Source organism: Caballeronia cordobensis (assembly GCF_001544575.2).
GTDB classification, from domain to species: Bacteria; Pseudomonadota; Gammaproteobacteria; order Burkholderiales; family Burkholderiaceae; genus Caballeronia; species Caballeronia cordobensis.
Map to the genome: position 1 here is coordinate 351,993 of NZ_FCNY02000005.1, position 23,756 is coordinate 375,748.

A 23,756-nucleotide genomic window follows, 5' to 3' on the forward strand; every position below is an offset into this window, starting at 1 on the left:
GCACGAAGGACGACATCATGCATTCCGATATCACGCAACGCCCGGCGCCGTTCATCTGGTCGGGCAAGTCGCTCGGGCAGGCGCGCAGCATGCCCGGCAGCTTCTATACCTCGCGCGACGTGTTCGAGGCCGAGCGCGAGCATATCCTTCTGAAGCACTGGTTCTTCGTCGGGCGCGCGGAAGAGCTGAGCAAGCCGGGCAGCTATCGCGCCATCGATACCGCGGGCGGCCCCGTTTTGCTCACGCGCGACGACAACGGCGAACTGCATGCGTTCGCGAATACGTGCCGCCATCGCGGCGCGCAACTGCTCGAAGGCTGCGGCGCGAAACGCAGCATCGTGTGCCCGTATCACGCGTGGTCGTACCGGCTCGACGGAAGCTTGCTGCGCGCGCCGGGCACGCAGGACGTGCCAGGTTTCGACGCGGCCGCCGAAGGCCTGATTCCGGTGCGCATGAGCGACTGGAAAGGCAACCTCTTCCTCAACTTCGACAACGAAGCCGACGATCTCGCCACGCACCTCGGCACCTATCCGGAACTCTTCGCATCGCATCGCGTGGAGGACATGCGCTGCGTGTTCCGCGTCGATCTGCCCGCCGCGTGCAACTGGAAGATGCTGCTCGAAAACGCGATGGAGACGTATCACACGGGCCTCGTGCACGCGCGCACGGTCGGCGCGCAGATCAGCCTCACGTTTCCCGGCGGACCGAACTGGCACGCGATCCAGGTGCAATCCGACGTCTCGACCGCCGTGCTCGACAAGAGCGCCCCGCCGCCCTTCCCGCAAATCGAGGGCTTGAGCGACATCGCGCGCAAGGGCACGTTCTTCACGCTGATCGAACCGCTGACGCAACTCGTGTTCGCGCAGGACTGCATGTGGTGGCTCGCCGTGCATCCCGTCGCGGCGGACCGCTCGGTGCTGAGCGTGGGCGGCTGCTTTCCGCGCGCCTACACCGAGATGCCGGACTTCGACGAACGCGCGCGTCCGTACTTCGAGCGCTGGGAAGCCGTCGCGCGCGAGGACGTCGCCATTCTCGAAAGACAGCAGCGCGGCGTGAGTTCCGTGCTGTACCGGCCGGGCGTGCTGTCGTCGCGCGACGACGTGGTGCACACGATGAACAGCTGGGTCGCCGCGCGGCTGCCCGCCCATCTGACTGGAGGTCCCGCGTGACGCGCGTGCTCATCACCCATAACAACGATCTGCTCGAAAACTTCTACAGTGCGCGCGCCGTCGAGCGTCTGCGCGAATTCGTCGACGTGAAGATGAACGGCACCGACGAACCTTTGCGCGGCGATGCGCTCGTCGAGGCCGCGCAGGACTGCGACATCGTCATTTCCGACCGCCTCGCGCCCGGCACGGCCGACGTCTTCGAACGTCTGCCGAAGCTCGCCGCGTATCTGCGCTGCGCGGTCGATATCCGCAACGTCGATGTCGCCGCGGCCTCGCGCAACGGCATTCTCGTCGTGCGCTGCAGCGCGGGGTATGCGGAAGCCGTCTCCGAACTCGCGCTCGGCCTGATGATCGATCTCGCGCGCAAGATCGGCGAGAGTACGGCGAGCTACAGGGACGGGCTCGTCGATCATCCGATGGTGCTTGGCCGCCAGCTTTACGGCAGCACCATCGGCGTGGTGGGCTATGGCGCGATCGGGCGGCGCATCGTCGATCTGGCAATCGCGTTCGGCATGCGCGTGCTCGTCAACGATCCGTATGTCGAGATTCATCACGGCGCGGTGACGCAGGTGGATCTGCCCGAACTGCTCGGCGAAGCGCATTTCGTGGTCTGCGCGGCCTACGCAACACCGGAAACCAACAACCTGTTCGACGAGCGCGCTTTCGCGCACATGCGCCGCGACGCGTTCTTCGTCAATATCTCGCGCGGCGTGCTGGTCGACGAGGCGGCGCTCGAAGCCGCACTGAAGTCAGGGCGCATCGCGGGCGCGGGGCTGGACGTCGGACGCGGCAAGGACGAGCAGCCGAATCCCGCCCTTGCGCGCCTGCCGAACGTGGTCGCCACGCCGCATGTGGCCGGACTGACGCCAGAAGCGTCGGATCATCAGGCGGTCGAAACGGTGCGGCAGGTACGCGATCTGCTCGCGGGACGGCCCGTGGCGCTCGCGGTGAATCCGCGCGATGCGCATCGTGCAGCGCGACTCGTTCGGAGCGCCGCATGACGATGCGCGATATCCGTCATCCGTCCGCGCCCGCGACTCAACTGCCCGCCGGCGCCGCCGATTGCCACATGCACGCGTATCTCGCGCCGTCCGAGCGTGCGGCCGACACGGCCGCCGCGTTTCCGCCCGTGCCGCACGGCAGCATCGAAAATTATCTGCACGTGCAAAAGCGGCTCGGGCTTTCGCGCGCGGTCGTGGTGCAGCCTTCCGTGTACGGCTTCGACAACGCGCCGACGCTCGCCGCGATGGCCGCGCTCGGAGAGAACGGACGCGGCGTCGCCGTGGTGCCGCCGGATGTGCCGGATGCCGAACTCGAACGACTCACCACGCTCGGCGTGCGCGGCGTGCGCTTCTTCATGCTGTCCGGCGGCGCGTTGCCGTGGGACTGCCTGCCCGATCTCGCGGCGCGCGTCGCGGCATTCGGCTGGCACGTGCAGTTGCAAACCGATGGCCGCACGCTCGCCGATCATGCGGCGATGCTGCGTGCGTTGCCGGGCCGGCTCGTCATCGATCACAACGGCAAGTTTCTCGCGCCCGTCGAGACGACGCACGCGGGTTTTCGCACGCTGCTCGAACTCGTCGATCGCGGCAATACGTGGGTCAAGACATCGGGCGTGTACGAAACGTCGCTCGAAGGCGCGCCGGATTACGCGGATGTCGCGGTGCTGGCAAAAACGCTGATCGACACCGCGCCCGAGCGCTGCCTCTTCGCGACCAACTGGCCGCATCCGAGCAAGCCCGCCGATCCGCCCGACGACGGTCATCTCGTCGATCTGTTCGTGCAATGGTGCGGCGACGCGCAAACCGTCGCGCGCATCATGGTCGAGAACGCCGCCGAGGTCTACGGCTTCTGATCAAAGCCCGAGCGCGCACCCGTCCTTGCGATGATCCGACGCGCCGGTCAGCGTGCCCGTCTCCCAGTCGATGGAGATGGCCTGGCCGCCACCGATCGCCCAGCTCGGCGGCACGAGCTCGAATCCGCGTTCCGTCAATGCGCGGCGGGTCTCTTCGGGCAAGGTGCCTTCCGCTTCGACACGCGTCGTGCCCGGCACCGGAAACACGCGCGGCAGGTCGAGCGCGGTCTGCATGTCGAGACCGTAGTCGAGCACCTTCGACACGAAGTGCGCGTGGCCCATGGCCTGATACTGGCCGCCCATCACGCCGAACACGGTCTGCACCTTGCCGCCGCGCGTGATCATGCCGGGGATGATCGTGTGCATCGGGCGCATGTGCGGCGCGATGGCGTTCGCATGACCCGGCTGCATCGAAAAGCTCTGGCCGCGGTTGTGCAGCATCACGCCGAATTCCGGCGACATGATGCCCGAGCCGAACGGATGAAACAGCGAGTTGATGAAGCTCGCGCAGTTGCGATCCTTGTCGACGACGCAGATGTACACCGTGTCCTTGTGCTCCGTCGTGGACGATGAAGGCATCGCATGGCGCGCTTCGTTCGCATCGATCTTCTCGCGCAGCGCGGCGGCATGCGCATCCGACAGCAGTTCGCCGACATTCAATGCGCCGCCCGCGCGCGGATCGCCGAGCGAAGCATCGCGAACCGCATACGCGAGACGCGTCGCCTCGATCTCGCGATGCAGACGCTCCGCGCTCAACGGATCGCCTTCCGCCGCGAAGCCTTCGAGAATCTTCAGGATCAGAAGCGCGATGACGCCCTGCCCGTTCGGCGGACATTCGTGGATCTCGTGACCGCGAAAGCTCGCCTTGATCGGCTGCACGTATTCGCCGCGATAGCGCGCGAAATCGTCCAGCGTGTGCAGCCCGCCGAGACTGCGCAGACATTCGACGATATCGCGCGCGACCGGACCGCGATAGAACGCATCCCGCCCCCGCTCGCCGATGATCTCCAACGCCCGCGCCAGTTCCGGCTGCCTGTGCAGCGCGCCGGCCTTGGGCGCATGGCCGTCTGTAAGCATGCGCGCGCGGCTCACGGCGTCGGCGGCGAGCACGTCGCGCTGATTCGCCCAGTCCGACGCGGCACGCGGCGCAACCGCATAGCCGTCCCGCGCGAGCGCGACGGCCGCGGCGAGCAGCCGTCCGAGCGGCATCGAACCGTGATCCGCGACGAGCGTCGCCCACGCATCGACCGCGCCCGGCACCGTCACCGCATGCGGCGACTGACGCGCGATCGCCTCCACGCCGAGCGCGCGCAACGCCTCCACGCTCGCCGCCCGCGGCGCCCAGCCCGAACCGTTGAACGCGACGATATCGTCCGTGCCGCGCTTCGAATACAACGCGAAGCAGTCGCCGCCGATACCCGTCGATCCCGGCTCGACCACGCATTGCACGGCGCAGGCCGCCACCGCCGCGTCCATCGCGTTGCCGCCCGCTTCGAGAATGCGAATGGCCGCATACGACGACGCCGGATGCGAGGTCGCCGCCATGCCGTCTTTCGCCATCACCAGCGATCGTCCCGGTGCTTCGAAGTTTCTCATCTCGTTGGTCCTAGGCATTACGTTTACGGCGTCACGAATTCGACCAGCGCCGGAATGGTCGCGCGGACGTGCTCGCGCACGGCCTGCTCGACGCGCTTCGGATCGCCGCCTCGCAGCACCTCGATGAGACCGCCGTGATCCTCGCGCGAGGTCATCGGCTTATCGGCGTGTTCGAGCCAGATACGCATGTACGGTTCGATCGCGGAATGCAGCCCGGACAACTGGCGCATCAGGCGCGGCATGCCCGCGAGACCCGTCAGATACTCGTGAAAATCGCGGTGATACGTGACCCAGAGCGCGTGATCCGCGTTGGCGTTTTCCATGCGATCGAGCAGATGTTCGAGATTGGCGATGCTGTGACGATCGATCTTCGGCGTCGCCATGCCCGCCGCGAGCCCTTCGAGCGCGGCGCGCATTTCGAACACTTCGCGCATTTCCGCCGCATCGAGCCCGCGCACGATGACGCCGCGATTCGGCCGGATGCGCAACAAGCCCTCCGCCGAGAGCCGCCGGAACGCCTCGCGCACCGGCATGCGGCTCGTGCCGATTTCAGCGGCGATCTCTTCGGCGACGAGCCGCTCGCCCGCGCGATAGCGTCCCGCGCGGATCGCGCTTTCGATGAAGCGGTACGCTTCGTCTTCGGCCGAGAGCGAGAGGCCGCTCGATACGAGAAGGTCGGGCATCATGCGCTCCCTGACGGCGGCGCCACTTCGACGGTGATCCACGTCTCGAAGCAATAATCGTCGGCGAGCGAGGTCACGCCGATGGTCGCGCGCGGCGCAACGGCGATCTCTTCGCCGAAGACATCGACGAGAAAATCCGTCATGGCGCTGGCGACCCGATGCGGCTCGGTGAAATCCACATCGCACGCGACGAAGTTCAGCACGCGCGCGAAACCCACGACGCGATCCAGATCGCCGACCGCGTTCTTGATCGCCGCAATGCAGTTGATGCCGGTCTGACGCGCGGCCTGGCGGGCATCGTCCACGGAAATCGAGCGGCCCACGCGGCCGGGAAAGCGCGCATTGCCTTGCGCGTCGATGCCGGCCGTCTGCCCGGAAAGCAGCAACAACTGGCCGTATTCATAGTGCGGCTTCATCTTGCCGTACTTCGTGCCGTAGTAGGATGGCCCGACTTCCTCGAGAGGCAGTTCGACGCCCATTTCGCGCAGGCGGGTTTCGATGCGCATGCTGTTGCCCGTCATGGTTTCACCTGTTGCGCGACGTCGTCGAGCGCCGCGTGCACGCGGTTCAGCAGCTCGTCCAGCTCGCTCTCGCTGATGATGAGCGGCGGACACAACGCGATGGCGTCGCCGATATTGCGCGTGATGACATGCTGCCGCGCGAGCGCTTCGGACGCGAGCGTGCCAAGCCTGCCCGGCGTCTCCAGCGGGCTTTTGTCTTCCTTCGACATCACCAGTTCGATCGCGCCGATCAGCCCGGCCCCGCGCGTTTCGCCGACAAGCGGATGCGCCGTCAGTTCCGCGAGCCGCGCATGCATGCGCTCGCCGAGCACGCGCGCGCGTTCGACGAGTCCGCGTTCCTCGATGATCGCGAGATTTTCGAGCGCGACCGCCGCCGCCACCGGATGCCCGCTCGCCGTGAAGCCGTGGCCGAAGGTCATGCGGCGCTCGCTTTCTTCCGCCACCGGACGATAGATTCTTTCGTTGATCATCACCGCGGAGATCGGCAGATACGCGGACGACAACTGCTTCGAGAAGATCATGATGTCCGGCTTGATTCCGTAGTATTCCGAACCAAACATGCGGCCCAGCCTTCCGAATCCGCAGATGACTTCGTCCGCGACGAGTGGAATGTCGTGCTTGCGCAGGACCGCCTGCATCTTCGGCCAGTAACCCGCGGGCGGCGCGATCACGCCGCCCGCGCCCATGAGCGGCTCCGCGAACATCGCTGCAATCGTATGCGCGCCTTCGCGCCGGATCAGCGTATCGAGTTCGTCGGCGAGGCGGGTGGAGAATGCCTCCTCCGTTTCGCCCGGCTTGCCTTCGCGATAGAAATGCGGCGCGCTCAGATGCAGGAAACCGTCGAGCGGCAGATCGAAGCCGCCGTGGACGTGCGGCATGCCGGTGAGACTCGCCGAGCCGATCGTCACGCCGTGATACGCGCGCTGACGGCTGATGATCTTCTTCTTGTCCGGCTTGCCGAGCGCGTTCGCCCAGTACCAGAGCAGCTTGATCGCGGTGTCGTTCGCCTCGGAGCCCGAGTTGGTGAAGAACACCTTGCTCATCGGCACGGGCGCCATGCCGATCAGTTTCTCGGCGAGATCGATCAGCGGCTGATGCGAGCGCTGCACGAACGCGTGATAGAACGGCAGCACGGACATCTGCCGCGTCGCCGCATCGATCAAACGCTGCTCGCTGAAGCCGAGCGCGACGCACCACAGGCCCGACAGCGCCTCGATGTGCTTCTGCCCGTGCTCGTCGATGACATAGATGCCTTCGCCGCGCGTCATGACCTTGCCGCCTTCATGCGCGTTTTTCACGGCGTTTGTGAACGGATGCAGATGAAACTGCGCATCGCGATGGGCAAGCGTGCTGGCTTCGTTCGACTCCATGTTCTTCCTCGTTGATCGCGGGACGCACGCGCTGTGCGATCGCTTCGATTACGAATGTAAGACTGGATACACGTATGTTATCTCCGATGCTATGCCACCGATTTTCGCGTGTAAAGCGCTTTTCGCATGCGCCCAGAGCGCTTCGCGTATCGCATAGCGATCTTTGTTTACCGCTTTGCGTCACGCAATATGCAGAACTATGATGATCTTCATCACTGCATCGGAAGGAGCGATCGAATGTCATCCGCCACATTCATGGGCGTGCCGATGAAAACCGACGCGGCCAAAGGCGCGTCGCGCGCATGCGTGCTCGGCGTGCCGTTCGACTGCGGCACGCATCCGTTTCGCGTGGGATCGCGCGAAGGTCCGGATGCGATCCGCCGCCAGTCGCGCCTCTTGCGTCCCTTCTTCGTCGATCCGCAAGGGCGCGTCGCGAATCCGGTTGAAACGCTGCGTCTCGTCGATGCCGGCGATGTCGACTGTCATCCCGGCGATGTCGCGCGCAGCTATCCGCTGATCGAACGCGCGATGGACGAACTGCTCGACGCGGGCATGACGCCCGTCACGATGGGCGGCGACGGCGCCGTGACGCTGCCGCAATTGCGCGCGGTGAAGAAGCGCCATCCGGATCTCGTGCTGCTGCATATCGACGCGCACACCGACACCTACGATCTCGACGGCTTCAACACGGCCACCACGTTCACGCGCGCCTGCGAAGAGGGCCTGCTCGATACGCGCAGCAGCTTTCACGTGGGCGCGCGCGGCACGACCTTCATGGACGGCGTGCTCGGTTTCGGGCGCGCGCTCGGCTACAACGTCGTGCCCTTCTCCGAACTCGAAGCCGACCGCGAAGGCTGCATCGCGCGCATCCGCGAGCGCATCGGCGCGCGGCCCGTGTATCTGTGTTTCGACATGGACATCTTCGATCCGTCGTGCGCGCCGGGCGTCTGCACGCCGGAATGGGGCGGCCTGAATCCGAAGGAAGGCATTGCGCTGTTGCGCGCGTTCGCGGGCATGAACTTCGTCTCCTTCGACGTGAACACGGTCTCGCCCGCGCAGGACGTCGGCGAAGCCACCGCGTTTCTCGCCGCGACCGTCATGCTCGAATGCTGTGCGCTCGCCGCGCAGTCGCCTTCTCGTTAGCGCCACGCAGGATCATCGTTCAATCACTTGCGAAGAGACCCGCCATGACACGTCTGAAATCGCTGCCTCTGCTCGCCGCGGCCTGCGCGAGCCTGATCGCATTGCCCGCCGGCGCGCGCACGCTCGCCGAGGTCATGCAGACGAAGACCCTGAACGTGGTGACGACGGCATCGAGTCCGCCGCACGGCTTTCTCGATCCCGCGTCGAACTCGATGAAAGGCATCATGGTCGATGTCGCCGATGCGATCGGCAAGCGCATGGGCGTCTCGGTGAAGCTGACCGATGTGCCCTTCGACGGCCTGATTCCGACGCTCACGTCGGGCCGCGCCGACGTGATGGCCGCGCCGCTTTTCATCACCGAAGAGCGCGCGCAGGTGGTCGATTTCAGCGCGCCGATCTACGGCTGGGGCGAAGGCGTGGTGATCCGCGATGGCGACAAGAAGCACTATGGCTCGCTCGCCGACTTCAAGGGCGCGAAGGTCGGCACGCTCGTCGACAGCGTGCAGTACAAGATGATCAAGGCGCTGCCCGGCACCGATGTATCGACGTATCAGGACTACTTCTCGCTGCTCGCCGACGTGCGCGTGGGCCGCATCGATCTCGGCGTGGTCGATCCGCCAAGCGTGCTGTATCAGATCAAGGCGAAGTCGATTCCGGGCGTGACGCTCGACGCGGACTATCGCGCGCAGAAGCAGTGGCAAGTGGGCGCGTGCACGCAGAAGAACAATCCGACGCTGCTCGCCGCCATCAACGATGCGCTCGCCAAAATGAAGCAGGACGGCGAACTGCACACGATCCTCGCCAAATGGGGCGTGGCGGGCATGGAAAGCCATTAACGCGGACGGAGCACGCCATGACGCTCGACATCCTCAAGACCTATCTGGAGCCGCTGTTGCAGGGCGCGTGGTGGACGTTCGCGCTGTTCGCCGCGTCCTCGCTGCTGTCGGTCGCGCTCGGGCTGGCGGTGTGTTTCTGCCGCATGTCGTCGGTCGCGCCGGTGCGCTCGGCCGCGAAGGTGTATATCGACATCATTCGCGGCACGCCGCTGCTCGTGCAGCTTTTCTTTCTCTACTACGGCCTGCCCGAACTCGGCGTGGTGATTCCCGGCTTCGTCGCGGGCGTGCTCGGGCTCGTGCTCAACTTCGGCGCGTATCTCGCGGAGCTGTTTCGCGGCGGCATCCAGTCGGTGGACAACGGGCAGTTCGAGGCATCGCGCGCGCTCGGCATGACGCGCGCCCAGCGCATGCGCGTGATCGTCATGCCGCAGGCGCTGCGCACGATCTTTCCCGCGCTCGGCAACTATGCGCTGGTGCTGGTGAAGGATACGTCGCTCGTCGCGGTCATCAGCGTGTACGAACTCATGCGCGCCGGGCAGATGCTCGCCGGCGCGACGTTTCGCGCGCTGCTGGTGTATTCGCTCGTCGGCGCGATCTACTTCGTGATGTGCGGCGCGCTGTCGTATCTGTTCCGCCGCGCGGAGAAGTCGCTGTCGATTCCCGGCTACTGGAGCGGCTCGCCGGACCACAACCCCGCCGCGAAAATCTGACAGGAGCGCCGTGCATGGAACCGATCATTTCGATGCGCGCCGTCTCCAAGTGGTACGGCGATTTCCAGGTGCTCGACAACATCGATCTCGACGTGCAGGCGGGCGAACGGCTCATCCTGTGCGGCCCGTCCGGATCGGGCAAGTCGACGACCATTCGGCTCGTCAACGCGCTGGAGGATCATCAGAAGGGCGAGATCGCCGTGAACGGCATCGCGCTCGATGGCCGCGCGGCAAGCATTCGCCGCGTGCGCGCCGACGTCGGCATGGTGTTTCAGCACTTCAATCTGTTTCCGCATCTCACCGCGCTCGGCAACTGCACCGCCGCGCTCAGGCTCGTCAAGAAAATGCCCGCGAAGGAAGCCGATGCGCGCGCGATGCACTACCTCGAACGCGTGAAGCTCGGGGCGCATGCGCACAAGCATCCGGGGCAGTTGTCGGGCGGACAGAAGCAGCGCGTGGCGATTGCGCGCAGCCTGTGCATGCAGCCGCGCATCATGCTGTTCGACGAGCCGACCTCGGCGCTCGATCCCGAGATGGTGAAGGAAGTGCTCGATACGATGATGCAGCTCGCACGCGACGGCATGACGATGATCTGCGTCACGCACGAAATGGGCTTCGCGCGCGAGGTGGGCGACCGCATCGTCTTCATGGATCATGGCAAGATTGTCGAAAGCTGCGAGCCGCGGCGCTTTTTCAGCGCGCCGCAATCGGCGCGGGCGCGCGAGTTTCTCGGGCAGATCGTCGCCTGAACGCTTGCGCATCGTCGCGGCACGCGGGCCCACCTGGACATCACATGAACGACATGACGCAAGACGAGGGATCGCGGCTCTACATCAATTCGCTTGCGCGCGGCCTGCAACTGCTCACCGCGTTCAACGAGCACCGCCCGGCTATGAAGCTCGGCGATCTCGCCGAGGCCGCCGGCATGACCAAGAGCGCCGCGCAACGCTTTGCCTTCACGCTCGTCGCGCTCGGCTATCTGAACAAGAACGAAACCACCAAGGTGTACTCGCTCGCGCCGCGCTCGCTCGAAGTCGGCTTGCGTTACCTGCAGACGAGCGCGCTCGTGAAAAGCGCCAATCCGTATGTTCATGCGCTCAATCGCGCGTGTGGCGAGACCTGCATCGTCGCCGAGCTGGATGGCCACGATGTCGTGTATATCGCGCGCTTTCCCACGCATCGCGAGATGTTCGTCAACATGCCGATCGGCATGCGCCTGCCGGTCTACTGCACGGCGACGGGCCGCGCCATTCTCTCGCGCCTGCCCGAGGCCACCGCTTCCGCGCTGCTCGAAGCGTGCGAGCGCGTGCCTTATACATCGGAGACCGTGACCGATCTCGGGCGGCTCAACGCGCTGCTCGTCGAAGCGCGCGGGCGCGGCTTTGCGTGGGCCAACGGCGAGTACTACACCGGCGACATCAACATCGCGGCGGCGATCCTCGCGCCCAATGGCAAGCCAGTGGGTGCGGTCAACGTGTCCGCGCCTTCGACCCGCTGGACCCTGGAACGCGCGATCGCCGAGATCGGGCCGCAGGTCGTCGAGACGGCGCGCGCCATCGGCGGGGCGAATCTATCTTCCGGTTGAGTGCGGCCGCGCAGCACGCGTTGCGCGTTCGTTCACGCTATTCCCGGATCGCTTGCGGGTCCGGCTGAGTGTGAAGCACCAGAAACGCGCCCAGCAAACCCAGCCGCACGAGCGCGGGAAGAAAGACCGCGAGCGCCGCAAAAGCGAACACCGCCAGCATGATCCACGCGCGGGCCCATTGCATGCGCCGCCGGCCGCGCGTCTCCGCATCGCGGGCGGGACTCTGCCGGAAGCTCTCATACATAAGGACCATGTACGTCAACTCCACGAGCAGAAAGACGGTTGCATAGGCCGTCAACGGCACGTTCGCCACCCTGCTCGACGCCAGCCACGCGGTCGTGAAGGGAATGAGCGAGATCCAGAATAGATTCGCGAAGTTGGACCAGGCCAGCAGGCTCGTGAGCGAGCCCGCGTGTTTGAATACATGATGATGGTTCAGCCACACGACCGCGATGAACGCATAACTGACCACATAGCTGATCAGGTCAGGCCAGAGGTCGAGCAACGCGTGGCCATCGTTCTGCGTGGGAATCTTCAGCGCCAGCACCATGATCGTGATGATGACGGCGAAAATGCCGTCGGAGAGCGCGCTGAAACGGTCGAGGCTCGTCTTCGATTCGTTCATGAGCCGCGCGCCTTCAGAGAGCCGCGATGAAGCGCGCGATCCTGTCTTTCAGTTTCATGTCTCACTCCTTACGAATCTGATGGGCGCCGGAAGCGGTTTCATCACGATAAGGATAGCCGACCGATTCACCCGCGGCTCAACGCCCCGCGCGCGTGGCCATCGGCACGGCGGCTTCCTTCGCCTGATTCGACACTTCACGCGCGTCCAGATGCTTGCAGAAGACCTCCGCGACCCGTTCCGGCCGCGTGCCGACGAAATAGTGCTGCCCTTCCGGCAAGACTTCCAGCGCGGTCCGGTCCGCCAGCCCGGACCATGCGCGAAACCGCAGTGCATAGCCGCGCGTCAGGGAATCGTCGCCGCTCACGATGCAGAGCAACGGCGCCGCGATCTTGCCGGCGCCCCGCCGTTTCTCGTACTCGAAAGTCAGCCGGGCATCCCTGCGGAAATTGCCCATCATGAACGCGACGACCTCCGGATCGACATCGTCGGTCGGTGCGCCCCAGCTCCGGATCATCGCGTGCAGTTTGGCGTCGCTCGTGAAGCGGAATGGCGCGGGCATCGGCAGCATGCGCAGCCATCCCGGTAACGGAAAGGCCGCTGCCACGGTGAGAAGCGCGACCTTTCGTCCGCGGCGTTCGAGCTGACGCACCAGTTCGAACGCCAGGAAACTGCCGACGCAATGGCCGTACACCGCGATCTCGCCGGTGTTCGCTGCAGCAAGCTCGTCGGCGCAGGCTTGCGCGATCTGTTCCACCGACACGTAATCTCGCGCATCGCTGCCAAGCTCGTTGCCCGGCAGCGCGATGGCGCGGACGGCGAGCGTCGGGTCGCGCGAACACAACGCATCGGCGAAAGGCCGGAACACCGTTGCGGACGCGCCGGCATACGGCGCGCAGACGACGGTGAGCCGCGTCGGCGCCGCGCCGCGTGCGATCAGCGGCACCAGCGCGTGCGCGGCATCCGTATCGCGGGCAAGCAGCGCGGCGACGCCCGCGACCGTCGGCTGGCGATAAAAATCGAGCTGGGCGATCTGCTTGCCGAACACGCCCGCGACGCGCGCCAGCGATGCGATCACCTTCAGCGAATGGCCGCCGAGCGCAAAGAAATCGTCATGCCGTCCCACGCGCTCCACGCCCAACAGCTCCTGCCAGATCCGCGCGATCGCGGTTTCGGCCTCGTCTTGCGGCGCCTCGTAGACCTTCGCCGCCACCGAGGACCGGTCCGGCGCGGGCAGCGCCCGGCGGTCCAGCTTGCCGTTCTGCGTCAGCGGCAACGCGTCCAGATTCACGAAGGCGCTCGGCACCATGTAGTCCGCCAATACCATCGACAGTTGCGCGCGCAAGTCCGCCGCCGACACGGCCGCGCCGTCCTGGCCGACCACATAGCCGACCAGTCGCTTGTCATCCGAAGCATCCTGACGGACGATCACCACAGCCTCGCGCACGCCCCTGCATGCGAGCAGCTTCGCCTCGATCTCGCCCAGCTCGATCCGGAAGCCGCGGATCTTCACCTGATCGTCGTTGCGTCCCGCGTATTCGAGCGTGCCGTCGGCGAGCCAGCGGCCGAGATCGCCGGTCTTGTACATCCGCGCGTGCGGATCGCTGCTGAACGGGTCCTTCACAAACCGCTGCGCGCTCAGTTCCGGACGGTTCAGATAGCCGCGCGCCACGCCCGCGCCGCCGACATACATCTCGCCGGTCACGCCCACCGGCGCGGGCTGGCCGTGCACGTCGAGCACATACATGCGCAGATCCGGAATCCGCCCGCCGATCGGGCTGCGGCCGGCGCGCTGCGCATCCAGCGCGCTCAACGCGCGGTAGGTCACGTGCACCGTCGTTTCGGTGATACCGTACATGTTCACCAGTTGCGTCGCCGCGTTCTCCTCGCGTGCATACCACGGCAGCAGAATCGCCGGTTCCAGCGCTTCGCCGCCGAACACCACCTGGCGCAACCGATGGGCGCAGCCGCTTTCGCCCTGCGCCGAGATCAGTTGCCGGAAAGCGCTCGGCGTCTGGTTCAGGATCGTCACGCCTTCGTCGCATAGCAGGCGATAGAAGTCCCGCGGCGACCGGCTCACCGCCTTGGGCACCACGACCAGACGGCCGCCGTACAGCAGCGCGCCCCAGATTTCCCACACGGAGAAGTCGAACGCGAACGAATGGAACAGCGTCCAGACATCCTGCGCGCCGAACCCGAACCAGTGGTTCGTGGCGCTGAAAAGCCGCACCACGTTGCGATGCTCGATCATCACGCCCTTGGGCTGCCCCGTCGATCCAGAGGTGTAGATCACGTAAGCGAGGCGCTGCGGGTTCAGACCGGCGACCACCGGGTTGTGCGACGGCTGCGCTTCGAACGCGCGGCCGTCCAGCTCGATGACCGGCGCCGGCAGTTCGCCCAGCACGTCGCGCGTGCCGGCCTGCGCGAGCACCGCGACCGGCGCGCTGTCTTCGAGCATGTACGAGAGCCGTTCGGCGGGATAAGCGGGGTCCAGCGGCACGTAGCCCGCGCCCGACTTCAGAATGCCGAGCACCCCGATCACCATCTCGATACCGCGTTCCACGCAGATCACGACGCGGTCGTCGGGCTTGACGCCCTCGGCGATCAGGCGATGCGCCAGGCGATTAGCCCGCGCGTTCAATTCGCCGTAGGTCACGCGCTCGTCTTCGAACACCACCGCCACGGCGTCCCGCGATGTCGAGGCCTGCGCCTCGAACAGGGCCATCACCGTGGTGTCGGGCGCTTCCATCGTGATCTCGTTCCGTTTCACAAGCCATTGCTCGCGCTCGGCCGGCGGCAGCATGTCGAGCCGATGGACGGGACGCGCCGGTTCGTGCGCCAGCGCGTCGGAGAGCGCTTCGAGCGTGCGGTTCATGTACGCGGCGACACGCGACGCATCGATCCGCGTATCGGCCTGCATGACGAGTTCGAAGCCGTCGCCGGTATCGTTCACGGAGAGCACCAGCGGATAGCTCGTGCGTTCGTCGCCGTGCAGCACGACCACGCCGCTTTCGCCCGCGTTGGCATCGCGCGTCCGGTCCGACGCCCGGCCATGCCGGTAGTTGAGCAGCGCGCTGAAGAGCGGCAACGGCGCGGCCACGCCGCTGCATCGCTGCGCCAGCGCCAGCGACGCGTGCTCGTGGTGCAGCAGCGTCGACAGCGCCGCATGCGTGTCCCGCACGGCATCGCTGACGCCGACATCGCGCAGGTCGATCCGGATCGGCAGCGTATTGATGAAGAGCCCGAGCACGCGGTCCGCGCCCATGCCGCCCTGCATGCGGCCGAGGAGCACCGTGCCGAACACCACGTCTTCACGGCCCGACACGCGCCCGAGCACATGCGCCCACGCGAGATGGAACAGGCTCGCCACGCTCACGCCGAGCTTGCGCGCCGCCTCGCGCAAATGCCCGTTCAGTTCGGACCCGAGCACCGTCCTGAATTCGGCGATGCCCGCGCCGTCGCCTTGCACATCGCTCAGGCCGTAAGGCAGCGTGGGTTCGTCCACATCGCCGAGCACTTCGCGGAAGTAGGCCGCGTGCTCGCCCGGTTCGATGCCGAGCCGCGCCTGCGCGATGAAATTGCGATACGGGAGCGGCGCGGGCAAGCGCTCGACCTCCCCGCGCAGGATCGTTTCGATCTCTTCGAGCATCAGTTCGAGACCGGTGAAGTCCATCACCATGTGATGACCCAGCAATTGCATCAGCCAGCGGCCATGGGCGGCGTCGCGCGCCACGATCATGCGCATGACCGGCGCACGCCGTATGTCCAGCCGATGACGCCGCGAGTCGAACCGCCGGGCCAGTTGCGCCTCGATCTCGCCATCCTGCGGCGACAGCGCGATCTCCTCGACGATCAGCCGCGCCTCGCGCCACACCACCTGCACCGGCTCGGGCAGGCCTTCCCAGAGCACGGCCGTGCGCAGAATGTCGTGACGCGCGATCACCGTCTGCAAAGCCTCGACAAAGCGTTCGACCGGCACGCGCTCGGGCATGGCGAGCATCATGCTTTGCAGATACGGATCGCTCTCGCCGCCCTCCATGTGGTGAAAGAGCATCCCTTCGTGCAACGGCGCGAGCGGATAGATATCCTGCACGTTGCGCGCCCCGCCCTCCACCTGCGCCACCACCGCGGCGATGTGCGCCGCGCTCAACTTCACGAGCGGCAGCATCTCCGGCGTGATCGCTTCGCATGCCGCGGGAATGCCGTTCGGCGGCACCGTCACCGCGTTGCGCGCGCTCTGCACCGCGGCCGCCAGCGCCGCGATGCTCGGCTGGCTGAACAACACGCGCACATCGGCCTGCACGCCCGCCTCGCGCATCCGTTCGATCAGCGTCACCGCCAGCAGCGAATGGCCGCCCAGCTCGAAGAAATTGTCGTGCCGGCCGATACGCTCGCGTCCCAGCACCTCGGCCCAGACCGCCGCGATACGCGTCTCTGTCTCGTCCGCCGGGGCTTCGTAGTCACGGCGGATGAACGCGCTGTCGTCGGGAGCCGGCAGCGCGCGGCGGTCCACCTTGCCGTTCGGCGTGAGCGGCAGCGTCTCGAGCATCACGTAGGCCGCCGGGACCATGTACTCGGGCAGCCCCTGCAACATATGCTCGCGCAACTGCGCGCCTTCCGGCGTGTCCTGCGCGGCGTCCGGCGTGTAATACGCCACCAGTTGTTTGTCGCCGCCGCTGCCCTGGCGGGCCAGCACCACCGCCTCGCGCACGCCCCGGTGCGCCGCCAGCCGTGCTTCGATCTCGCCAAGCTCGATGCGATAGCCGCGGATCTTGACTTGATGGTCGTTGCGGCCGAGGAATTCGAGACTGCCGTCGGGCAGCCAGCGGGCAAGGTCGCCCGTGCGGTACATGCGCGCGCCGGGCGCGTCGCTGAAGGCATCGTCGAGGAAGCGTTCGGCGGTCAGCTCCGGGCGATTCAGATAGCCGCGCGCAACGCCCGCGCCGCCGATATGCACCTCTCCGACCGCGCCGGGCGGCATCATCTGCCCGTGCGCATCGAGCAGGTAGACCTTCGTGCGGGCAAGCGGCCTGCCGATCGGCACATGGTCGCCGTCGAATCCGCGGGGCCGCTTCCACGCCGTTGCGCAGACCGTCGTTTCGGTCGGGCCGTAGGCATTGAACACGTACACATCGGAGGGCACCGCGCGCATCAGCGGCACGCCCGGCGACTCGCCGCCGACGACGAGCACGTCGAGCGCCGTCAACTGCGCCAGCGACTTCTGCCCTTGCAGCAGCGCCGGCGCCAGTTGCGCATGCGTGATGGCGTGCCGATGCATGTAGTCCAGCAGCGAGACGGCCGTGAGACAGTCTTCGCGAATTGGAAGATAGAGCGCGGCGCCCGCGGCCAGGGCCATGAAGATGTCGGCCACGCTGACGTCGAAGCCGGGCGACACGAACTGAATGACGCGGCTGCCCGGACCCACGTCATAGAGCGCGATCTGCGCCACCGCGAGATTGACGATATTGCGATGCTCGACCATGACGCCCTTGGGCGTACCCGTCGATCCGGATGTGTAGATCACATACGCGAGGTTGCGAGGGCCGAGATCCACAACGTGCGGATTGTCTTCGATCGGCGTGTCGTCGAAGGATGCGGGATCGAGCACGGAAAGACCGCCGGTGTCGCCGAGCGCTGCGCGCCCCGCCGCGTCCGCGATCAGCAGCGCGGGTGTTGCGTCGCGGAGCATGTGAGCCAGCCGCTCGCCCGGATAAGCCGGATCGAGCGGCACGTAAGCGGCGCCCGCCTTGAGAATCGCCAGCAGCGCGACCACCAGTTCCAGGCGGCGTTCCATGCACAGCGCCACGCGCGCCTCGGGGCCGACGCCCAGCGCAATCAACCGGTGCGCGAGCCGGTTGGCCCGCACATTGAGCTGCGCATAGGTGAGCGACCAGTCTTCGAACACGAGCGCGATTGCATCGGGCGTGCGCGCGGCCTGCTGCTCGCACAACTGGTGCACGCACAGTTCGTCGGGGAAAGCGGCCGCCGTGTCGTTCCATGTGTCGAGCAGCGCGCGTTCGCCGGGCAGCAGCAGCGCAAGCGCATGCAAGGGCGCGTCGGGTTGCGCGATCGCCTGTTCCAGAAACTGCGTGAAGCGCCGCAAATGCGTGGACACGGCCTCGGCGCTATAAAGCGCCGCGCTGGCATCGAACACGAGCTTGACCCCCGCTTGCTCACCCTCGTCGTGCACATGCAGCGAGAGATCGTCGGGCGTGACGGAAAACGTGCGATTCGATGCCACCTGACAATCCGTGAAGGCGATCGCGCTATTGAAGCCGGGCATCATATTCACGATCGGCCCGAACAAGCGCTGCCCTATTTCCAGGCGTTCCATATCGCGCCGGATATCCTTGATCCGATACCGCTGGTGACGCAATACCCGCAGCGTCTGCGTGGACACCTGCTTGGCAAGCTCGACCATGCTCGACCGCGGATCGACGGGAATGCGCAAGGGCAAGACATTCGACGTCATGCCCGGCACATTCTTCGCGGTTCGTCCGACCCGTGCGGTGACGGGCATGCCGAGGACGACTTCATCGGGTTGACCGCTCACGCGCGCGAGAAAAGCCGCCATCGCCGCGGTGATGAACTGCGCCCACGAGGTGCCGTTCGTCTGCGCGATCTGGCGCAGGGACGCCACCGTGTCCGGCGCAAGACGAGCCGTTGCCTTGACCGTCCCGGCGGCCGGCGCTGCGTTGCGCACGTCCGCGGCGAGTATGGGCGGCTCGGCGCAGTCCGCCAGATACTCGCTCCAGAATTCACGGTCCTTCACGAACGCGCTGGACGCGCGATAGGCCTCGTCGTCCGCGCATAAATCGCTCAGCCGGCCCCACCCGCCCGGCGCGGGTTCCGATCCGCCCTTCAACGCCGAATACACTTCCGCGAGCCGCTCGATGAAAAGAAGAAAGGAATAGCCGTCGAATATGAGGTGATGAAAGCGCAGGAACAAGAAGAATTGCGCCGGGGCGGTTTTGAGCAGCGTGATGTTGAACAACGGCCACTGATTCAAATCGATCGCGGTGGCAAGCTCGCCCTTGACGAAATCTTCCACGGACTGACGCGCATCGGCGGCGTCGCTCACATCGATCACCGGAAGCCTGAAGTCGACCGTCTCCAGTACCTGATACGGCAGCCCTTCCGTGCCGCGCAGCCGGACCTGCACGCCTTCTGCCTCCCCGATGATTCGCCGCAACGCCGTCTCCAGCAGGCCGATATCGAGCGGCCCGATGATTTCGGTCAGTTGTGCCAGATTGAAGCGGGGATCCCGCACATCCACTTGCTGACGGAAGAAGATGCCTAACTGGGCGGGCGTGAGAGGAAGCCTGAGCATGATTTAACTCGACGAAAAGGATCAACCGAACGATAAAACGGACGTTCTTTTAATCGAATACTGCGTGCGACCGTCATTCAAGGGGAGCCAAACCAGAATAGTTCACTTTTATTAGCGCATTCTTAGTCTGCGCACGGCGCGCCGCCCGCTTGCTATATCACGGATTCCTAATCATTCTCCGCCGACGCCTGTTTTCAGGTTCGCGCACGCCATCGGTCCTTCACCTGTCGCCGCGATAAACGATCTCGACGTTCTCCGGAGACGGCGTCAGCAACAGCAGCCCCACGAATACGATGATCGGCGTGAGGAAAAGGCTCAGAAGGAAACTGCCGAGATAGCCGATATGCGTGCGCCGGCCCCGATAAGCGACGAGCAGGCACAGCACCACATAGACAAAGGTAGGAATGACTATCATGAGCGCTCCCGTGATCGTCGCCGCACGACATCTCGCCTCGCGATACCGCACCTGGAATTCAGGGCTTTTTCACGCCTGGCGTCGCGGCCTGAGTCGAAGTCTTGTCGCTGCCGGTGCTGCCGGTGCTGCTGACGACGCCGCTTGCCGCGCCGGACGCGGCGTCGGCGCTGCCCGGCTTCGGAAAGAGCCTCGGAAGATCGCGAAACGGCGGCAGCGGATTGGATCGAGGGTCGACCACCGCGGGCGCCGGAAGGTCCGGCTGCCTGGCGATATCGCTTCCCAGAATCAGCGGAAGCTGATCCTTGCCGCCGCCGACCACCACGATCTTCGAATTGTTCGACCGGGACAGCTCGACCGTCGCTTCGATGCCGCGCCACGTCAAAAGCTGAGGCGTCAATGCATTGGCCACGATGGCGTAAAACGTCTGAATGCCGATCGCTTCGATTCGCTTGCGCTCCGCTTCGTCTTTCGCCTGCTCGATGAGGTATTGATAAGCCAGCGCGTTTTGCTCTTCCGTCAGCTTCCGGTTGATCGAGTCGTTCAGCGTGGGCGGCAGATCGAGATCGCGCACGACCACGCGCTCGAAAACGATGAGCCCGTAAGCCGCGGGCGACCGGCGCATCTTGTCGAGTATGCGTCCTTCGAGATCTTCCACGTTGATGCGATACAGGTCGTGAGGATCGGATTTGCCGATGATGTCGCGCACGGCCCCGAGCGAAATCGGACGCACGATGCGATCGACATATTCGTAACCGACTTCCTGATGCAGACGGCCCGCGCTATCCGGCACCGGCCGGTAGAGCACGGAAATCTGCACCTGAACGCTCAGGCCGTCCGTCGCGAGTGCGTGAACGCTCTCGTTGAGCGTCTTGGTTCTGACTTCGTAGGTGTAGATGCGGTCGAACGGCCACTTGATGCCCAGGCCTTCGCGATACACGAATTGCGTTTCCGTGCCGTGCCGCAGCAAGCGGTACAGCACGCCGACATGGCCGGCCGGAACGATGATGAAAACGAAGGGGATGAGTGCGAGCACGACGACGCCGACGATCAGCGCTACCGCAATGAATTTTTCGCTACGGCTCATCCGGTACCGGACGTGTCTCACCACGCGGTGTTTCGGATGTTCGTGCGCCCCGTCGTCGACTGGTTCCGCTGTGCTCATCTGGCATCAATTCTTGTGGAGAACGATGAATTCCAAAGAGATTTCCGCGCCGAAAAATGTCTCCGCATAGTAACATCTTGCGCACGACCGGACGACATGAGCATAGAGAAATGCTGGCTACCGCATCCGTTCCCATCCCGCTCGTCGATGCCGCAGCAACGCCCGCGCAATTGCGGCGTTTTTTCTCCGCGGCCTACTGCGACACGCCGGCCCCGTTGCGCTGGCTCGGCGCCCTTCGCCCCTACGTCTGTCCCTACGACAAGCTGCTGCAGTTCATTCCCGATGGCGCCGACGTGCTCGACGTGGGCTGCGGCGCGGGCTCCCTGCTTGCGCTGCTCGCCGCGACGAAGAAAATCCGCCGGGGCGTGGGCTGCGATGTCGCGGAGCCGCCGCTCGCGTCCGCGCGCGCAGCGGCACGGCGTCTCGGCGCGCAAGACGTGCTCGCGTTCCAGCATGTCCGGTCCATCGCGGAAGCGCCCGAAGGCCCGTTCGATATCGTCGCGATGGTGGATGTGCTGCATCACGTCGCTCCGCACGCGCGCGCCGACGTGTTCGCCGCCGCGGCGCGACGCGTCGGGCCGGGCGGCGTGTTCATCTACAAGGATATGACGGCGCGTCCGGGCGGGCGGCGCCTGGCGCATAACATCGACGACTATGTGTTCACGCGCGAATGGGTGCAGCAGGTGCCGGACGGCGCGGTCGAAGCATGGGCCATCGATCAACGTCTCGCGCTCGTGCATGGGGAATTCATACCGCGGCTGATCTACGGACACGAGCTCCGCGTGTTCCGAAGACCCGATGGCTGATCACGACACGCGCGTTCGCTACGGACGCGCGCCTTCGCGCGAGCGCATCCGCTCGTCATGATCAGTGATGCTTGCCATATTGCCGGCGCTGCCGCTACTACTCCGCGGCGGGCGTCTCCGCTCGCGCCTCGGCCTTGCGGGTTTTTCTGGCCTCGCGGTTTTCCTTGGCCTTCGATACCAGATCGCCGACGTGATCCCACAGGTATTTGTCGGTGACCGATTTCGAATAGGAATCCGCCGCCGCGAGCAGCAGCCCCGCTGGCCCCAGCAGCATCTTGATGCCGAGTCCCGCGGCGACGTGCGCGGCGCCGTTGACGACGTTGCCATCCATCAGCAGGCTCGCGCCGGGCACGAACGCCTCGCCCACAAGCTTGACGCCGTTGGTCACGGGCGTTCTGCTGCTCACCACGGTGCCCTGACTGCTTTCGACAGTTTCCGTATGAGGAGTCGAGGCGACTGCGAGGTTGTCCTTCATGTCTTTGCCCCCAAGGGAACTAATTGACAACTTCAACAAGACTAGAACAATATACGCAGAAATTTCGGTGACTACCAGTAAAAAGGTGGTGTCGCATGTTCGCGAAAAGCTCCGGCGGAATTGATTCCAGCGAGGCGTTACAAACGTGTGACATGCCGCAAGGGCCCGCGTCGTGACGCGCCCGTGCATGCTTTTATCCGCCTATCTCCTCGTGCCCGGCAGTCACTTCGGCGCAATGTGGCGGCATCCCTATAGCGAAACCGACTTCTGCGATCGGACGCTCTATGAAGGCGTCGCGCGCAGCCTCGATCGCTACGGTTTCGACTATGCGTTCGTGCCGGAATCGCTTGCCGTTCCGATGAGCGACGACGGCGTCTGGCAAACAATGACCCGTCGCGGCGCGAGCGGCGCCGTGCGTCACGATCCCGCTCTGCTCGTCTCGCCGATGATCGGTGTCACACGCCGCCTGAGGTTCACCGTCACCTTATCGACGACGTTCATGGAGCCCTATCATCTCGCCAGAATGCTTAGTACACTGAATCATTTTAGCAACGGCCGCATGGCGTGGAACGTGGTGACTTCCGCGGGCGCGAGCAACGCGGTCAACTTCGCGCATCTGGCTGCGTTCGAGCATGGCGATCTCTACGAGCGGGCGGAAGAAGTGCTGAGCGTGTGTCACGACCTCTGGCGTTCGTGGGACGAAGACGCGCTCGTCGCCGACAAGCGCTCCGGCATCTACGCACGCGACGAGAAGATCCGCCAGATCGACCACAAAGGCCGGTACTTCGACGTGCGCGGCCCGCTGACCTTGCCGCAGGGCGCCCTGCCCACGCTGATGGCCGCGGGCGTCTCGCCGAAAGGCCGGGATTTCGCGGCGCGCTGGGCGGAAGTCATCTTCGCCATTCAGAACGAGCCTGCCGCAATGCGCGAACTGCGGGACGACGTTCGCGCGCGCGCCGAACGCATGGGGCGTGCGCCGCACGACATCCGGCTGATGGCCGCCGTGCAGCCCGTCATCGGTGAAACGCGCGAGATCGCCGAAGCACGCGCCGCGCATCTCGACTCGCTGGTCGCGGTGGACTCGGCCCGAAGCTATCTGACCGCGTTGCTGGGCTTCGACCTGTCGGGCGTTCCGGGCGACGCGCCCCTGCTCCCGCTTCTCGAAAGCCGGCGCAAGCGGCCCGCCGTCGATGCCGGCGGCATGGCCGCGTGGCTCGCGAAGCTGCTCGATTCGAACCCAGACGTGCAGGTCGACGAAGCTGCCATCGCGCTGTCCGGGAGCACCGGCACGCCGCGGCTCGTCGGCACCGCGTCCGATATCGCCGATCAGTTGCAGGCCCTGTTCGAAGACTGCTGCGACGGCTTCGTCATCACGCCGACGCACTTTCCCGGCACCTTCGAGGAATTCGGCCGGGCGGTGATTCCCGAACTGCGCGCGCGCGGACTGGTCGCAGAACATCATCGAGATTGCTGACCGC

At 65.5% G+C, this 23,756-nt stretch carries 19 protein-coding genes; 10 read left to right on the forward strand and 9 right to left on the reverse strand.

The window, feature by feature from the left end:
• The first annotated feature begins 17 nt into the window (after nt 1-17).
• The 3 genes from AWB70_RS12410 to AWB70_RS12420 are packed head-to-tail and all read left to right on the forward strand — an operon-like array spanning nt 18 to nt 3,024.
• Nucleotides 18-1,169, forward strand: a complete 1,152-nt coding sequence (locus AWB70_RS12410) for an aromatic ring-hydroxylating oxygenase subunit alpha (protein ID WP_053570038.1) — start codon at nt 18-20, stop codon at nt 1,167-1,169.
• Nucleotides 1,166-2,170, forward strand: coding sequence for an NAD(P)-dependent oxidoreductase (locus tag AWB70_RS12415; RefSeq protein WP_053570037.1), 1,005 nt, complete (start codon nt 1,166-1,168; stop codon nt 2,168-2,170). The genes AWB70_RS12410 and AWB70_RS12415 overlap by 4 nt, the downstream gene beginning before the upstream one ends.
• Entirely contained in the window at nt 2,167-3,024 is an 858-nt protein-coding gene (locus AWB70_RS12420) for an amidohydrolase family protein (RefSeq protein WP_235024220.1), read from the forward strand. Before AWB70_RS12415 ends, AWB70_RS12420 begins: the two co-directional genes overlap by 4 nt.
• Here AWB70_RS12420 and AWB70_RS12425 read toward each other — a convergent pair whose 3' ends face one another.
• From AWB70_RS12425 to AWB70_RS12440, 4 genes are read right to left on the reverse strand one after another with little or no spacing between them, the layout of a single operon-like run.
• On the reverse strand, nt 3,025-4,620 hold the full coding sequence (locus tag AWB70_RS12425) for a gamma-glutamyltransferase family protein (protein ID WP_053570036.1): 1,596 nt from the start codon (nt 4,618-4,620) through the stop codon (nt 3,025-3,027). It abuts the gene before it with no gap.
• Between the two features lie 23 nt (nt 4,621-4,643).
• Nucleotides 4,644-5,306, reverse strand: coding sequence for a GntR family transcriptional regulator (locus AWB70_RS12430; RefSeq protein WP_082378126.1), 663 nt, complete (start codon nt 5,304-5,306; stop codon nt 4,644-4,646).
• Nucleotides 5,303-5,824, reverse strand: coding sequence for a RidA family protein (locus AWB70_RS12435; RefSeq protein ID WP_053570035.1), 522 nt, complete (start codon nt 5,822-5,824; stop codon nt 5,303-5,305). The genes AWB70_RS12430 and AWB70_RS12435 overlap by 4 nt, the downstream gene beginning before the upstream one ends.
• Nucleotides 5,821-7,194 carry an aspartate aminotransferase family protein gene (locus AWB70_RS12440; protein WP_053570034.1) on the reverse strand — a complete coding sequence of 458 codons (1,374 nt, stop codon included), beginning with the start codon at nt 7,192-7,194 and terminating at the stop codon, nt 5,821-5,823. Before AWB70_RS12440 ends, AWB70_RS12435 begins: the two co-directional genes overlap by 4 nt.
• 255 nt (nt 7,195-7,449) lie before the next feature.
• On the opposite strand from AWB70_RS12440, the gene AWB70_RS12445 reads away from it, so the two are divergent.
• From AWB70_RS12445 to AWB70_RS12465, 5 genes are read left to right on the forward strand one after another with little or no spacing between them, the layout of a single operon-like run.
• Entirely contained in the window at nt 7,450-8,337 is an 888-nt protein-coding gene (locus AWB70_RS12445) for an arginase family protein (protein ID WP_053570033.1), read from the forward strand.
• 44 nt (nt 8,338-8,381) lie between these two features.
• On the forward strand, nt 8,382-9,173 hold the full coding sequence (locus AWB70_RS12450) for an ABC transporter substrate-binding protein (RefSeq protein ID WP_053570032.1): 792 nt from the start codon (nt 8,382-8,384) through the stop codon (nt 9,171-9,173).
• 17 nt (nt 9,174-9,190) lie between these two features.
• Nucleotides 9,191-9,883, forward strand: a complete 693-nt coding sequence (locus AWB70_RS12455) for an amino acid ABC transporter permease (protein ID WP_053570031.1) — start codon at nt 9,191-9,193, stop codon at nt 9,881-9,883.
• A gap of 14 nt (nt 9,884-9,897) precedes the next feature.
• A complete protein-coding gene (locus AWB70_RS12460) occupies nt 9,898-10,632 on the forward strand; it encodes an amino acid ABC transporter ATP-binding protein (protein ID WP_014193006.1) in 735 nt (244 codons plus the stop codon).
• A gap of 44 nt (nt 10,633-10,676) precedes the next feature.
• Complete coding sequence (locus AWB70_RS12465; protein ID WP_233408979.1) at nt 10,677-11,468, forward strand: IclR family transcriptional regulator; 792 nt, start codon at nt 10,677-10,679, stop codon at nt 11,466-11,468.
• 37 nt (nt 11,469-11,505) lie between these two features.
• Here AWB70_RS12465 and AWB70_RS12470 read toward each other — a convergent pair whose 3' ends face one another.
• The 4 genes from AWB70_RS12470 to AWB70_RS12485 form a co-directional block, all read right to left on the reverse strand.
• Nucleotides 11,506-12,093 carry a TMEM175 family protein gene (locus AWB70_RS12470; RefSeq protein WP_053570030.1) on the reverse strand — a complete coding sequence of 196 codons (588 nt, stop codon included), beginning with the start codon at nt 12,091-12,093 and terminating at the stop codon, nt 11,506-11,508.
• Nucleotides 12,094-12,229: 136 nt separating this feature from the next.
• Entirely contained in the window at nt 12,230-19,420 is a 7,191-nt protein-coding gene (locus tag AWB70_RS12475; RefSeq protein ID WP_053570029.1) for a non-ribosomal peptide synthetase, read from the reverse strand.
• 220 nt (nt 19,421-19,640) lie between these two features.
• Nucleotides 19,641-19,835: a hypothetical protein gene (locus tag AWB70_RS12480; RefSeq protein ID WP_041732493.1), complete on the reverse strand. Its 195-nt coding sequence runs from the start codon at nt 19,833-19,835 to the stop codon at nt 19,641-19,643.
• A gap of 58 nt (nt 19,836-19,893) precedes the next feature.
• Nucleotides 19,894-20,919: a prohibitin family protein gene (locus tag AWB70_RS12485; protein ID WP_231927851.1), complete on the reverse strand. Its 1,026-nt coding sequence runs from the start codon at nt 20,917-20,919 to the stop codon at nt 19,894-19,896.
• Nucleotides 20,920-21,107: 188 nt separating this feature from the next.
• Between AWB70_RS12485 and AWB70_RS12490 the strand changes: the two genes are divergently transcribed.
• Entirely contained in the window at nt 21,108-21,803 is a 696-nt protein-coding gene (locus AWB70_RS12490) for a methyltransferase (RefSeq protein ID WP_053570028.1), read from the forward strand.
• A 97-nt stretch (nt 21,804-21,900) separates the two neighbouring features.
• Here the strand turns inward: AWB70_RS12490 and AWB70_RS12495 are convergent, their stop codons facing one another.
• The gene (locus AWB70_RS12495) at nt 21,901-22,278 is read right to left on the reverse strand and encodes a DUF6072 family protein (RefSeq protein WP_014193000.1); all 378 of its coding nucleotides are present in this window, start codon (nt 22,276-22,278) and stop codon (nt 21,901-21,903) included.
• 187 nt (nt 22,279-22,465) lie between these two features.
• Here AWB70_RS12495 and AWB70_RS12500 point away from each other — a divergent pair, with 187 nt between their 5' ends.
• A complete protein-coding gene (locus AWB70_RS12500) occupies nt 22,466-23,752 on the forward strand; it encodes an NtaA/DmoA family FMN-dependent monooxygenase (RefSeq protein ID WP_053570027.1) in 1,287 nt (428 codons plus the stop codon).
• The last annotated feature ends 4 nt before the right edge of the window (nt 23,753-23,756 follow it).

What these genes read in the sequence shown, in the direction of transcription:
- AWB70_RS12410 (WP_053570038.1), top strand. Translation starts at nt 18, where the DNA reads ATGCATTCCGATATCACGCAACGCCCGGCGCCGTTCATCTGGTCGGGC.
- AWB70_RS12420 (WP_235024220.1), top strand. Translation starts at nt 2,167, where the DNA reads ATGACGATGCGCGATATCCGTCATCCGTCCGCGCCCGCGACTCAACTG.
- AWB70_RS12425 (WP_053570036.1), bottom strand. Translation starts at nt 4,620, where the DNA reads ATGAGAAACTTCGAAGCACCGGGACGATCGCTGGTGATGGCGAAAGAC.
- AWB70_RS12430 (WP_082378126.1), bottom strand. Translation starts at nt 5,306, where the DNA reads ATGATGCCCGACCTTCTCGTATCGAGCGGCCTCTCGCTCTCGGCCGAA.
- AWB70_RS12435 (WP_053570035.1), bottom strand. Translation starts at nt 5,824, where the DNA reads ATGACGGGCAACAGCATGCGCATCGAAACCCGCCTGCGCGAAATGGGC.
- AWB70_RS12440 (WP_053570034.1), bottom strand. Translation starts at nt 7,194, where the DNA reads ATGGAGTCGAACGAAGCCAGCACGCTTGCCCATCGCGATGCGCAGTTT.
- AWB70_RS12445 (WP_053570033.1), top strand. Translation starts at nt 7,450, where the DNA reads ATGGGCGTGCCGATGAAAACCGACGCGGCCAAAGGCGCGTCGCGCGCA.
- AWB70_RS12450 (WP_053570032.1), top strand. Translation starts at nt 8,382, where the DNA reads ATGACACGTCTGAAATCGCTGCCTCTGCTCGCCGCGGCCTGCGCGAGC.
- AWB70_RS12455 (WP_053570031.1), top strand. Translation starts at nt 9,191, where the DNA reads ATGACGCTCGACATCCTCAAGACCTATCTGGAGCCGCTGTTGCAGGGC.
- AWB70_RS12460 (WP_014193006.1), top strand. Translation starts at nt 9,898, where the DNA reads ATGGAACCGATCATTTCGATGCGCGCCGTCTCCAAGTGGTACGGCGAT.
- AWB70_RS12465 (WP_233408979.1), top strand. Translation starts at nt 10,677, where the DNA reads ATGAACGACATGACGCAAGACGAGGGATCGCGGCTCTACATCAATTCG.
- AWB70_RS12470 (WP_053570030.1), bottom strand. Translation starts at nt 12,093, where the DNA reads ATGAACGAATCGAAGACGAGCCTCGACCGTTTCAGCGCGCTCTCCGAC.
- AWB70_RS12475 (WP_053570029.1), bottom strand. Translation starts at nt 19,420, where the DNA reads ATGCTCAGGCTTCCTCTCACGCCCGCCCAGTTAGGCATCTTCTTCCGT.
- AWB70_RS12480 (WP_041732493.1), bottom strand. Translation starts at nt 19,835, where the DNA reads ATGATAGTCATTCCTACCTTTGTCTATGTGGTGCTGTGCCTGCTCGTC.
- AWB70_RS12485 (WP_231927851.1), bottom strand. Translation starts at nt 20,919, where the DNA reads ATGAGCCGTAGCGAAAAATTCATTGCGGTAGCGCTGATCGTCGGCGTC.
- AWB70_RS12490 (WP_053570028.1), top strand. Translation starts at nt 21,108, where the DNA reads ATGCTGGCTACCGCATCCGTTCCCATCCCGCTCGTCGATGCCGCAGCA.
- AWB70_RS12495 (WP_014193000.1), bottom strand. Translation starts at nt 22,278, where the DNA reads ATGAAGGACAACCTCGCAGTCGCCTCGACTCCTCATACGGAAACTGTC.
- AWB70_RS12500 (WP_053570027.1), top strand. Translation starts at nt 22,466, where the DNA reads ATGCTTTTATCCGCCTATCTCCTCGTGCCCGGCAGTCACTTCGGCGCA.